We start from the raw sequence: 12,699 nt of genomic DNA on the forward strand, positions 1-12,699 counted from the left end.
GCGCAGTCGAAAATCTCGACCTGTTTTGGAGAACCATCGTTACCTCAATGGTATGCTTCATGTTCTGCGGGTTGGCTGACCCAACCCCGGGCCTCACTTTATTGCCTCCATCGTTTTCGGCTGAAATCATTGTCGAAGCCGTTTGGCTGTATTTCCGCTAGATGCCGTAATTGGCCAGCACCTAGTCTCGCAATGAAGTTCGCAGAACGCGAAACAGTATAGCAAATGAATACAGTAAATGATTTTTGAGATTGGCTGCGGAAAATTGGTCTACATCAGAGAGCATCCGTTTGCTTTAGGAGTTGACATCAATACAAGCATTGATTGCAATATCGCTCCACCTTACCCATCGCACGATTTAATTTTTTTTGCTAATATACCCTATACACTATCTAATCTGAAACGTAGTGTGCATGAATTCACGAGGGGACATAATGCAAACGTATCATGCGATCGAATTTCGTTTGGCCTTACTACTGTCAAGCACGGCTATTCTTAGTTCGATTGGTATCATGATTGGAACACCTGCGGCTCTAGCAGCCTGTTCATTTACCCCTACACCTGGAAACGACACATATATCTGCGATAGCGGTACATCAGTTGGCGGCTTGACCGATACGAATGGCAATAACACCTTGTTGTTGCCTTCAGGAGGAAACGGTACAGTCAATGGCAATGTAACGTTTGGCGCAGGCACCGACCGGATTGAGGTTCACTCCGGCACGATCACCAGTAACGTTATTCAGGGCGACGGTGCGGATGCATTTGTCATTTCCGGTGGAACTGTCACCGATAATATCCAGCAGGGCAATGGCATTGACGATTTCCGCATGACCGGGGGCGAGATTGGCTCGCTCAATCAGGGCGATGCGCTTGATACGTTCTTCATGTCTGGTGGCAGAATTGTCGATGCTTTTGATGACGGCGATTACGCTGTAATGACAGGTGGCCGTATCGGTCGCGTCAACATGAAACTCGACAACAATTATTTCAACATGTCCGGCGGCACCATCGATCGCAATCTGGTTGCGGGTTTTGGCAATGACACGATCATTATTTCCGATGGCATGATCGGAGGCAATATCAGCGTCAGCGGCGGGACCGACAATGTCACGATCACTGGCGGGACGGTGGCCGGCGACGTTCTTATGAGCTTCGGCAATGACCAGTTCACCTGGAATGGCGGCGGCATTGTCTATGGCAATATCGATATGGGCGCTGACAGTGATACGACTGTGCTTGCCAATCTGACCGATGCCAATATTGGCGCAACCAAGCGCCTGACCGGCGGCGACGGCGTCGATGCGCTGACGTTTGATAACGTCAAGACCGGCAAGGTTGGTCGGTTTGACAGTTGGGAGACGATCAATCTCACCAATGACACCCGTCTGGCTTTCGACACGACCCTTACCTTGGGCGATGCTGGTACAGGCACTGGAACGCTCAATGTCGATGCTGCCAGTACGATCTATGGTGGTTCTGCGCAAAGCGGCATCAATGCGTTTTCGGCCAGCCAGCTTGCTTCGGTTTTCAACGCCGGTCGTATCGATCTGACCAATGGTGGCTCCAGCACAAGCGATACGTTCACCATCAAGGGCAACTACACAGGCCAGAACGGCCTTCTGTTCGTTGATACTGTGCTGGGTGCCGATGCATCGCCATCAGACAAACTGGTCATTGATACGGGTAACGCATCCGGCTCGACCGGTATCGTGGTCAACAATGTTGGCGGCGCTGGCGCATCTACCGTCTCTGACGGCATCATGGTTGTCGAGGCGCTCAACGGCGCAACGACAGCTGGCGGTGCGTTTTCGCTTAACGGACGCGTAGCAGCCGGTGCTTACGAATATTTCCTGTTTAAAGGTGGGGTTTCCGCCAATACCAATGAAAACTGGTATCTGCGCTCGACGCTGGTCAGCGGCAGCCAACCTGCCCCTGTTGTCCCGGAAGAAGACCTGACGCCTGACGCGCCGGAAACTTCCGCGCCTCCACCCTCACCGGACGCCACGCGCGTGGAAAGCGACGTCGTTCCGCTTTATCGCGCCGAGGTTCCCGTTTATTCCGCTTTGCCACCTGTGGCCCATCATCTGGCACTCACGACGCTCGGAACATTCCATGAGCGCCGTGGCGAACAGGATCTTCTCAGAAGCAGCGGTTATCTGCCGTCTACCTGGGCGCGTTTGTTCGGTCAGGATATCGATACTAAATGGAAAAGCACAGTTGCACCGGGTCTTGATGGCAAGCTTTTCGGCATTCAGGCCGGTCAGGACCTTTGGGGGCGCGAAACAGATAGCGGCCATTCCGACCGCTTCGGCCTGTTCTTCGGCTATGCTCGTGTGACAGGTGACATTACAGGTCAGGCGCTTGGCTGGAATGATCTTGCCGTGGGTGATTTGGAAGTAATCGGCACCAGCTTTGGCGGTTATTGGACGCATATTGGTCCGCAGGGCTGGTATCTCGATGCTGTGCTGATGGGCACATGGTATGGCGGCGATGCAAGCTCGAATGAAGGGCAGAGCATTGATGTCGATGGTCATGGGGTGACAGCTTCGCTGGAAGGCGGCTATCCGATTGCGCTTGGCGAAAGCTGGACGCTGGAGCCGCAGGCACAGCTCATTTGGCAGAGCCTCTCGCTTGATGATCAGGCAGACCGTTATTCATCTGTATCGTTTGATTCAGACAACGCGTGGACAGGACGCATCGGAATGCGCTTACAGGGTGCCGAAGATACGTCCATGGGCAAGCTGCGCCCATATCTGAAAGCCAATCTCTGGCAGAACTTTTCTTCCGATCAGACTGTGCGCTTTGCCACCGATCCGATTGTAACGGACCTGAAAGGCACTTCGCTGGAAGTTGGTGGCGGCCTGACCCTCGACATCACCGAGAAGGCAAGCCTTTACGCGACCGCCGATTACACCACCAATCTTGGTGGCGAACGCAGCCGTATATGGGAAGGCAATATCGGTTTGAACGTAAAGTGGTGAAGGGTGTTGAGGCGCGTAGGAACTCTTAGGAGTCGTCCATTTTTGTTTCTCGCTATACCATTTGCACGATCCTCAGCTCGGGCACGGATTTCCAGGGCAATTGGAATGTTAGTTAAAAAAATTGAAGTGGCCGGCACTATTAATTGTCGTCGGAGGCGTAGAGTTCTGGACTGGATCTAAAGTCCAGCAAGCCCGATATGAGGATCTTTGTCTTGATATTGGTGGAGGCATGAACCTCGCACGCTTTTTGGCAGATGCTACATCGACGATCCTCTCAATATACCCAGCCCAGTTGCACCTCTTAAAATCGCCTTCGCCATGATAGTTGTACGCTGTAGGCAGGCCGGCATAAGAACGACCATTCTCGAGCGAGACCATGTCAGAGGTTTCGTCATTCTGATCATTGAGTACGAAAAGCGCCATATTCTCGGCCTCGCAGATTAAGCGGCATTGTGCCAAAGCGACTTCATTGCCTCCTTTGTGTTGGAACTGCGAGTGAGGGGTTGGAAAATAATATCCGTCTGAAAGGCGAACGCAGTAGGTAAGCGCGTTTTTGGGTCCGCGGACTGCCTTGGACTGAGCAACTGCTCCGTTTTGCGAGACCCCTTCCCGGCCAGATAGGGATGCGGGAATGGCGCGCTCAGTTTTGCGGGCGGGTCGACTGGAAATCGATGTTCTACCGGATTGGCAACCTTCCGAAGTGCCCAGCTGTCGCTGAATGTCATCAATCCGGTTCGATAGGTCGCGACAGGCGTTAAAGAATCCGTCCTTTGCATCTTCTAAACGGCATTCCCGGCTGCACTCTATCGCGTGCAAAGCCGACAATTGCCGGCTCAGCACCATGCTTACAGCATTCTAATTGGCGGATGCGTACGATACGTCATGATAGATGTCGGCTTTGGGCGAAGAGCAGGCGCGTTGCTAACAGGCCACCAACATCGTCAGAGACATTGTCACCGATGTTGGTTGCAGAATGCTCGCCTTAATCCAGAGTTTTGTAAATCCTCTTAGACGCAAGGTGCTAATTATTTCAAGCCTAGACGACGGACGACACTCATTCATGCGTGGCGTGCCGCTGTGTGTCCCTGTGCAAATCGAAGAACGCATGGAACTCGCGCAGGCCAGACGGACTGAACGCTACGACGCGCGTCGTTCCGTCCACCCGTGCCCAACCAAGTTCGATAAAGCGGGCGAGAAACGCGCGCCCGAGACTACCCGCCAAATGCGAACGACGCTCGCTCCAGTCAAGGCATTCTCGGCATAGCACCGAGCGGGAGCTGGTTAAGCTGTCGACGTCAATGCCGCACGCGGCCGCAAAGCTCCTCCCTCCTGCGGTCAACCGCAATTCGCCGTCGCTGAAGACAAGATGGTCTTGCGCGATCAGACTATCGAACATCTGGACGCCCAAGTCTCCGGCCAGATGATTGTAGCAGATGCGAGCCTGGCGCAGCGCCTTATCCTTTGGACCCGTTCGGCTGCGCAAATGCCCAGCGCCGGATGCCAGTCCCATCAGAGCTTCCAGAACATCAGCAACCTCGCTCGATGCGAGCGAAAAATATTTATGCCGACCTTGCTTGCGCGACCGCAGGAGACCGCCCTCATGTAGGCGCGCAAGATGTGAACTGGCCGTTTGGGGCGTGACTCCCGCCTCGGCGGCCAGCTCCGTCGCCGTGAGCGCCTTGCCGCTCATCAAAGCGATCAGCATGTTCGCGCGCGCAGGATCGCCAATCAGCGCGGCAATGCGAGTGATATCAGGGCCTTCTTTCATAGTTCGATCGTAGCCGAAATATACACTGGAGAACATCCTTTATGATCAGGTTGATCCTCAACGGAGAACTTTCCAATGCTAACCTGCGTTATCCGCTATCATATCGACCCCACAAAAAAAGATCAGTTCGTTCAATATGCCCGCAACTGGGGGCAGGCAATCCCGCGCTGCGGCGCTGACCTGATCGGCTATTTCGCGCCACATGAGGGGTCAAGCACACTGGCCTATGGCATCTACAACGTTACCAACCTCGCCGAGTACGAAGCCTATCGTACTCGCCTCGCCGCTGATCCACTCGGGCGCGAGAACTACGACTTTGCTATGCGTGAGCGGTTCCTGCTACGCGAGGACCGGACGTTCCTCAAGCTGGTATCGGCTCCTCATGGGAGGATGGCATGATCGCGGTTATCTTCGAGGTTGAACCAGCGGATGGACAGGAGAGCACTTATCTCGACATCGCCGCCCAGCTGCGGCCGCTCCTGGATGAGATCGAAGGATTCATCTCGGTCGAGCGGTTCAAGAGTCTCACCAATCCAGGCAAGGTCCTCTCGCTGTCCTTCTTCGAAAGCGAAGACGCTGTGGCCCGCTGGCGCAATACGCACGAACATCGACGCGCGCAGTCCATGGGACGTGCCGGTGTTTTCGCGGGATACCGCTTGCGTATCGCGCACGTCATTCGCGACTACGGCATGCAAGACCGAGCGGAGGTGCCGGGCGATAGCAAGTCCTTGGTTGCAGGCTTGTCGAAAAACTCCACGTTCCGCCGGTGACTTTTGCGGCGCCCCGCCCCGCGCCATCGTCAGCTTACAAACAATGCCAGCAAGAATCTGCCATTCCATTTTCGCTCCCCAAGCCGCCCTGGTCGGGACCGAGGAGTGGAAGGACAGCTTCCGACAGACGGGCAGGAAAGCTGCCAACACTTCTCGCAATGGATCCAAACAGCAGTGGCGTAGCTGGCTTTAGAAGCTTCGCAACATTCTGCAGATTCTTGAACTATCTCGCCATTTTCGCCACTTGCGGGGACATCACCCAGAATCCGAGACAGACATCCGCTATTGCCCTGGTGCGCCAAGCTGTCGGAGAAAGCTCCGGTAATCTGTCCGAACCCATTCCTCCATTAGTCGTCCCTCCCCGTCGAAACGGAATATGTTGATCAGGTCCATTAGAATGCGTTGTCCGTTGGGTGGCAGTGGTCCCGCCGGAGACATCGTGAAGTCTCGGACGAATACCCCTTCGATCCAGGTCTGACAGGCGATGTTGTTATCCTCGGCGATCATGATCCCGCGCCGAATCGAGAGATCGTTAAAAGCCGCGCGAAGCGCCTGAAAATATGCTGTAAGTCCTGCATAGTCCGTTTCGAATCCGTCGGGACCGTGGAAGCGGAATTCGTCTATGTTGAAATAGGTATCTGTCTCTACCTGGTCCGCACCGGAGACCTCGAGTTCACCGGCTCTGATCAGGCGAGCAATCAAATCATCTCGACGCAATATCATATCTTATCCTTTACAATGACAATCTTCGCCCCTCGCCCGGATAAAAATAGAAAAGAAAGATTGGTAGGATAAGACAGCCAGCGTCGCATGGCATGGTGAAAGATTCTCAACAAACTGGACAACGCATTCTGCAAGGGCACCGGAACAACCCTGGCTTTTTCACCTTGACGTTGCCGACAATCGCGCCCTGATATCCGGAGTTCTCAAGACGTCAATGAATGCCCGTAGGGCCGACGGCACATGACGGCGACCGGGATAATAGAGCATCAGGGGAGAAAACGGAGGACACCAGTCTTCGAGTACAGTCACGAGATCGCCCGCGACCAGTAAATCATGTGCGAGGTTCTCCGGCACATAGGCAATACCCAGTCCCTCGACAGCCGCCTCGATCATCAGGTCATTGTCGTCCAATGTCAGCGTGCCCGGAACGTCGATCGTCACTTCCTGGCCATGCTTCTCAAATTCCCAGCGATACCGTTTGCCACTCGGCAAACGCTGGCGGATACAGCGATGATTGCGCAAATCATCTGGAACCAGAGGGCGACTGGAATCGCGCACATAGTCCGGAGCGACAACCGCGAGGAAACGCAGCTCGTCGCTGACGCGGACGCCAATCATGTCTTGCGGCACCGCTTCTCCCAGCCTCACACCAGCGTCGAAACCCTGCTCCACGATATCGACCAGTTTCCCGTCACTGACCAAATCAAGTTCCACTTCGGGATAACGGGTCAAAAAGATCGGCACGACATGGCGAAGTAAGATGCGGGCGGCTCCCCTGCTGGCATTGATGCGCAAAAGGCCGCTCGGACCACCGCGCTCATCGGCGAGGGTATCGAGCGCCATGTCGAGTTCCCGAAGGGTTGGGGACACCCTTTGTAGCAGTTTTGCGCCAGCTTCCGTGGGAGAAACACTGCGGGTGGTGCGGTGCAGCAGCCTGATATCGAGCTGCGCTTCGAGTTTCTTCATCCGATGGCTTAGTGCAGAGCGCGATACACCCAGGAGATCGGCGGCTCGACGAAAGCTGCGCTCGGTGGTAACCGTTGCAAAGGCTTCCAGGTCCGCAAGTGTCGGCTTCATGACGATGAAATCCTTTCGCCAATACACGTTTATTGAAGTGCAGACAGTACCGCCTTGGTCCGATCACCGCCAGCATTCCCGGCGCTGGCAAACCACATCAGCATTGGTCGCTGAACACGTCGCAATTACCTGATTATATTCGATCTTCCTGCCGTTGCCACTAACAAAGCGGGCACGAAGACAAGTCTCGTATCATAACGACAAAAGACAATTGCCGGCCCCTGACGGAGTCCGGCTATTGCCTCATTTTCTCGTTGCCAGCCGATCATCATGCTGTCTGAGGCGGCTGCTCGTAGCGATCGTGGCGGCGGACCCAGTCCATTCCCCCGGCCTCGTTGCGGCCTTTCGGAGCAAGATCGAGCATGTTGTAGGTACCCATCATTACCTCAACGCCGCGCCCATAGGTCGAATAGGTGCGGAAGACCTCGCCCGTGTCGTCCTTGTAGAAGGCGCTGACGCCAGGCCATTCCGTACCGATTCCCTGCCATTCGCCGAAATTGTAATCGATTTTTCCGCTGGCGACCTCATCGGGCGTGAAGCTTACTCGGAAGTCGTAGTTGAAGTCGGTGTCAAAGGACGAAACCCAATTGAACTGCCAGCCCATGCGTTTGCGGTAACGTTCGATGTCGGCAAGCGGCGCGCGGGAGATGGCGATCATGGTGACGTCGTGATGCGCAAGGTGCTTGTTCATACCATCGGTGTGATCGGCCATGAAGGAGCAGCTGGGGCAGCCTTCCTTCCATCCCGGCGCGAACATGAAATGCTGCACCAGGAGTTGCGATCGACCATCGAAGAGATCGGCCAGCGTGCGTGTGCCCACCGGCGTGTCGAATAGGTATTTCTTGTCGATACGAACCCAAGGCAGGGCGAGCCGCTGACGGCCAACCTTGTCGCGAAGATGTGTCAGCTCCTTCTCCGCTTTCAGGAAGTCTCGGCGGGCGGCTAGCCAGTCAGCGTGTGAAACAACAGTATGCTGCATTGTCAGTCTCCTATGGTTTGAGTATTGTAGCGTCGCAAACGGCGGCAAAAAGCTTCATCCACGGCGGCAGGTGAAAGAGGCTCATCAGCACGTACATCAGCGCCATGTCGTTGACAGGAATGAAGGTCAATGCGCCAGAGCACATCGTCATGCCCTGCGAGCCGACTACAGAAATCCATGCCATCAGCGCGAAGGTCGGGGTGGCAGCAAGTCCAATCCAGCTGGCCGCATCGCTCGTCAGCCTGGGCAACAAACCGACCTTTTTAGTTGCAGTGCACATTGGCATTTCCGCTTCTCCCATCGAATTGCCGTTTCCAGCGGTTGCGATACAATGAAGCTAATTCAGATGGAGGGGTATGTGAGAGTTACAAGTGTGACGGGATTTCAATGGACTCGCTGATCGCCGCCGCCGCAAGTGCTCTCTCGGCTGGTGACCCCCTCACTGCACTGAATTGGGTCGCATTGCGCGATGACCCACCGGCGCTGGCGCTGCGGGGCATCGCAATGGCGCAACTCGGCGACTTCGCGCGCGCCAGAGCGCTTCTGCGAAGCGCCGCGCGTATCTTCGGCCCGAAAGAACTTGTGGCCCGCGCACGTTGTGCCGTTGCCGAAGCCGAAATCGCACTTGTTTCGCGCGATCTGGGCCGGTCGTTGCAAGCGCTCAATGCAGCCCGGGGAGTCCTTGAAGCCTCCGGTGACCGAAAGAACGCGGCCCATGCCAGCTATCTGGAAGCCCGGTACCTTCTCCTGATCGGCCGCCTTGATGAAGCCGAAGTGGTACTCGATGAGTTCGATACCAGCGCTCTGCCGTGTGCTTCACTGGCCGGGCGCGAACTGGTGGCGGCAGGCATCGCCATCCGTCGCATCAAGACGGCGCCGGCGAAAGCTGCCCTGGAACGGGCAAGACAGGCAGCGGCAGACGCCCGCATTCCCGCGCTCTCCGCCGAGGTAGACAAGGCAGTGCGAGCGTTCGGGACACCGGCAGTACGCTTGGTCATCTGCGGCGTCGAACGATTGCTCCATCTCGAAGAGGTCGAAAGGCTTTTGGCCACCGATACGCTGATCATAGACGCCTGCCGCAATGTGGTGCGTGGAGGGACAACGATCATTCCGCTCACCACTCGTCCGGTGCTGCTTGCACTCATGCGCGCTTTGGCGGAGGCTTGGCCGAAGGATGTAACACGCGAAACGCTTCTCAAATGCGCTTTCGGCGCACGGCATGCCGATGCGTCACACCGTGCGCGACTGCGTGTCGAAATCGCCCGGCTGCGCGAGGCGGTCAAACCGCTGGCAGCACTGAGTGCAACCAGGGAAGGCTTTGTTCTGCGGCCTCACGCCACCCGCGATGTTGCCGTTCTGGCGCCACGCGCAGAAGGCGACCGTGCCGAAATCCTCGCTCTGCTCAGCGATGGCGAAGCCTGGTCGAGTTCGGCACTGGCGCTGGCGTTGAGCGTGAGCCCGCGCACGGTGCAGCGAGCACTCAAAGAGCTTGCCCGTGACAGCAGAGTCGAGGCGTTCGGGCGCGGACGGGCGTGCCGCTGGATCGCGTCGGGCATACCCGGATTCCCGACAAGCTTGTTGCTCCCCACCACGCGGATTTACAGCTAGGATAACGACATGAAACACTCTACCGCCGAAATCATCCGCGAATATGGCCCCTTTCCCGATGCGGACAACGTGGCCGGAGTCAGCTTCGACGGCAATCAAGTCTGGTTCGCAACGGGCAAAAAACTGAATGCTCTTGATCCCGAAAGCGGAGAGATCCTGCGCTCGCTCGACGTCGCCGCCGATGCGGGAACCGCATTCGACGGCGAGCACTTGTTCCAGATCGGCGACACCGTGATCCGCAAGATCAATCCCAAGACCAGCGAGATTATCTCCGTAATACCGGCGCCCGGGAATGGCGGAAATTCCGGTCTGGCCTGGGCGGAGGGTTCGCTCTGGGTCGGGCAGCATCACGGCCGCAAGATCCATCAGGTGGATCCCGAGACCGGAGAAGTGCTGCGTACGATCGAATCCGATCGGTTCGTCACCGGTGTCACCTGGGTCGATGGCGAACTTTGGCACGGCACATGGGAAGACGACAGAAGCGATCTTCGCCGCATTAATCAGAAAACAGGTGCCGTGCTCGAGCGATTGGACATGCCGTCCGGAACTGGAGTTTCGGGGCTTGAATCCGATGGCAGCGACCGTTTTTTCTGCGGCGGCGGGAGCAGCGGAAAGGTACGGGCTATTCGTCGACCCGGATGTGGCGTCAAGTGAGCGCGGATTAACAGCCACCTTGCCCACGGCAAGCGATGCGGCTCGCGATCAAGCGACTGGTCTTTTCTCCTGAATTCCATCAGAAAATTGCTTAGAAAGCTGATCGACTTAATGATGATCACCGACGATAAGCCTCTCAGTGTCCCGACGGGTTCTCATGAATTTTGGGTAAGAACCACGCCAGAAGTCCAAACAATGGAAGATAGGAGCACAACCGATAAACGGTTTCCACGCCATATTGATCTGCGAGCACGCCCAGAATTGCAGCAGCAATGCCTCCAAGCCCGAAATTCAAGCCATAGAAGAGGCCACCGATAAGCCCGATACGATTTGGCAAGAGTTCCATCGCATAGATGAGGATCGATGCGAACGCGCTCGCCATAATCAGATTAATGAAAACCGTGAGAACGCCTGTCCAGAAAAGATCGACATAAGGAAGCATCAATGTCAGCGGCAAGGGTCCGAGCACGGAAATCCAGATAATCTTGTAGCGGCCTATCCGATCTCCCACGATGCCCCCGATCAAAGCCCCTGCCGCAGAGGACATAAGAAAGATGAAGAGCATCATCTGTGCAGATGGAATGGACAACCCAAATTTGTCCATCAAATAGAACGTGTAGAATGAGCGAAAGCTTTCGCCATATGCGTTCTTTGTAAACATCAAAAAGGTCAATACGACCAGACCCATAGCGATGGTGGCGGGCGCATGACGGATGGGTTCCCCTCCGACGCTACCGCCTGTCCGCATGGCAGTGAATGCCGTCCGAATTTCTTTTTGTTTACTGCCGATCCAGACAAGGAGAGACATCGCGAGCAACGCCAATACCGCGAACCAGGCAAGACTTTGCTGACCCCACGGCACAAGTATCAGGGCCGCAAGGACGGGTCCGAGCGAACCACCAGCCTGCCCGCCAACCTGGAAAATACCCTGTGCTAGGCCCTGACGTCCTCCCGCCGCATATCGAGCCATCCGCGTGGCTTCCGGATGGAAAATCGAAGATCCAATGCCGATGAGTGCTACGGAGACAAGTATCACCGCATAACTATGCGCAAAAGCCAAGCTCACCAACCCGGAAAGCGTGAACATCATGCCGACTACAGGCGAGAAAGGTGCGGGCCGTTTGTCGGTAATCATCCCGATGACTGGCTGAAGCAAAGACCCGGCAATCTGGAAAGTAAGGGTGATCATCCCGATCTGCACGAAATCGAGGGCATAGGCGTCTTTGAGGATTGGATAAGATGCAGAAATCAAGGATTGCATCAAGTCGTTCAGAAGATGCGTGAACCCCAAGACGAACAGCACAACTATGTAAGGCTTGGAACGCGTTCTGGCGGGGCTTGATGCTATTACGTTCACTGGTTTTCCCCAGGGCAATTGAAACTAAAAATTACTCCTGCTTTACGTCATACTCCGATCTGCGTCTATCTTATGAGGCAACAATACTCTGAATAAAGGTCTCACAAGATCGCGGATCGATGGAAGCACGGCGGTTATGTCGCAAATTTTCGAACGAATATGGGCCCCACGCCGGGAATGGTCATCAGGCGTCGGCAAGTCATATCTATGCGAACAATGGATAGAACACGTTGATGCAAAATTGTGACCGTTTCCCGAAGCTACTACCTGGTCGCGAGTAATGGTTCAATTATTCCTTCCAAATCAGTCATACCCTCAAGAAGTTCTCTTATCCACGGCGCAAATCCAACACTGCCAATGATACCAATCTTGAGACCAAAGTTACGCAGCAGGCCCCGGATGTCATTCTCGGTATCTCTGGTCTTGGTCGAAATGAGCTTGCGCACTGTCAGTAAGGTCCGTCGCTGCTGACTTGGTAGCGTTTTCACATGAACCGGCCGAAACAGATTGACTGCATCATGCGTGCGATGCCGCGTGCATCATTGCGATCCGTTTTGTTCACGGTCGATGGAAGGCCGGGTATGACGGGTTTCGATGCAAACAACCGGTAATCCTGTACTGACAGGGCCCTCGAAGAGCCATTGCAACAGTTGCTATACAGACCACATTTATCATCACTCGAGGCGCAGTACTCTCTCCACAGTCTCAAATCTTCTGAAGATCGGATGCCAAGCCAAATCCCCATCTAACTAGTATGCATGAGCAAACAGGAAGAAGAT

At 55.3% G+C, this 12,699-nt stretch carries 12 protein-coding genes and 1 pseudogene; 5 read left to right on the plus strand and 8 right to left on the minus strand.

Annotated elements, in window-relative coordinates:
• The first annotated feature begins 512 nt into the window (after window positions 1-512).
• Window positions 513-2,984, plus strand: a complete 2,472-nt coding sequence (locus tag KUG47_RS07180; protein ID WP_422718063.1) for an autotransporter family protein — start codon at window positions 513-515, stop codon at window positions 2,982-2,984.
• A 108-nt stretch (window positions 2,985-3,092) separates the two neighbouring features.
• On the opposite strand, the gene KUG47_RS16850 is transcribed toward KUG47_RS07180, so the two are convergent.
• Complete coding sequence (locus tag KUG47_RS16850; protein ID WP_217677263.1) at window positions 3,093-3,827, minus strand: DUF2865 domain-containing protein; 735 nt, start codon at window positions 3,825-3,827, stop codon at window positions 3,093-3,095.
• Window positions 3,828-4,038: 211 nt separating this feature from the next.
• Window positions 4,039-4,752, minus strand: coding sequence for an ArsR/SmtB family transcription factor (locus KUG47_RS07190; protein WP_217677264.1), 714 nt, complete (start codon window positions 4,750-4,752; stop codon window positions 4,039-4,041).
• A 75-nt stretch (window positions 4,753-4,827) separates the two neighbouring features.
• Here KUG47_RS07190 and KUG47_RS07195 point away from each other — a divergent pair, with 75 nt between their 5' ends.
• Entirely contained in the window at window positions 4,828-5,151 is a 324-nt protein-coding gene (locus KUG47_RS07195) for an NIPSNAP family protein (protein ID WP_217677265.1), read from the plus strand.
• On the plus strand, window positions 5,148-5,522 hold the full coding sequence (locus KUG47_RS07200; RefSeq protein ID WP_217677266.1) for an antibiotic biosynthesis monooxygenase family protein: 375 nt from the start codon (window positions 5,148-5,150) through the stop codon (window positions 5,520-5,522). The genes KUG47_RS07195 and KUG47_RS07200 overlap by 4 nt, the downstream gene beginning before the upstream one ends.
• Window positions 5,523-5,804: 282 nt before the next feature.
• On the opposite strand, the gene KUG47_RS07205 is transcribed toward KUG47_RS07200, so the two are convergent.
• From KUG47_RS07205 to KUG47_RS07220, 4 genes are all read right to left on the minus strand, one after another.
• A complete protein-coding gene (locus tag KUG47_RS07205) occupies window positions 5,805-6,245 on the minus strand; it encodes an ester cyclase (protein ID WP_217677267.1) in 441 nt (146 codons plus the stop codon).
• A gap of 159 nt (window positions 6,246-6,404) precedes the next feature.
• The gene (locus KUG47_RS07210; protein WP_254799352.1) at window positions 6,405-7,322 is read right to left on the minus strand and encodes a LysR family transcriptional regulator; all 918 of its coding nucleotides are present in this window, start codon (window positions 7,320-7,322) and stop codon (window positions 6,405-6,407) included.
• 268 nt (window positions 7,323-7,590) lie between these two features.
• Entirely contained in the window at window positions 7,591-8,301 is a 711-nt protein-coding gene (locus KUG47_RS07215; protein ID WP_217677268.1) for a DUF899 domain-containing protein, read from the minus strand.
• A gap of 10 nt (window positions 8,302-8,311) precedes the next feature.
• Complete coding sequence (locus KUG47_RS07220) at window positions 8,312-8,602, minus strand: hypothetical protein (protein ID WP_217677269.1); 291 nt, start codon at window positions 8,600-8,602, stop codon at window positions 8,312-8,314.
• An 86-nt stretch (window positions 8,603-8,688) separates the two neighbouring features.
• Between KUG47_RS07220 and KUG47_RS07225 the strand changes: the two genes are divergently transcribed.
• Window positions 8,689-9,909: an HTH domain-containing protein gene (locus tag KUG47_RS07225; protein ID WP_217677270.1), complete on the plus strand. Its 1,221-nt coding sequence runs from the start codon at window positions 8,689-8,691 to the stop codon at window positions 9,907-9,909.
• Between the two features lie 9 nt (window positions 9,910-9,918).
• On the plus strand, window positions 9,919-10,563 hold the full coding sequence (locus tag KUG47_RS07230; RefSeq protein ID WP_217677271.1) for a Vgb family protein: 645 nt from the start codon (window positions 9,919-9,921) through the stop codon (window positions 10,561-10,563).
• Between the two features lie 136 nt (window positions 10,564-10,699).
• Here KUG47_RS07230 and KUG47_RS07235 read toward each other — a convergent pair whose 3' ends face one another.
• Complete coding sequence (locus tag KUG47_RS07235) at window positions 10,700-11,920, minus strand: MFS transporter (RefSeq protein WP_479691059.1); 1,221 nt, start codon at window positions 11,918-11,920, stop codon at window positions 10,700-10,702.
• 158 nt (window positions 11,921-12,078) lie between these two features.
• A pseudogene (locus KUG47_RS16730) lies at window positions 12,079-12,570 on the minus strand (transposase); the annotation flags it as partial.
• Window positions 12,571-12,699 lie beyond the last annotated feature (129 nt).

Source organism: Falsochrobactrum tianjinense (assembly GCF_019100495.1).
In the GTDB taxonomy this organism is placed as follows: Bacteria; Pseudomonadota; Alphaproteobacteria; order Rhizobiales; family Rhizobiaceae; genus Brucella; species Brucella tianjinense.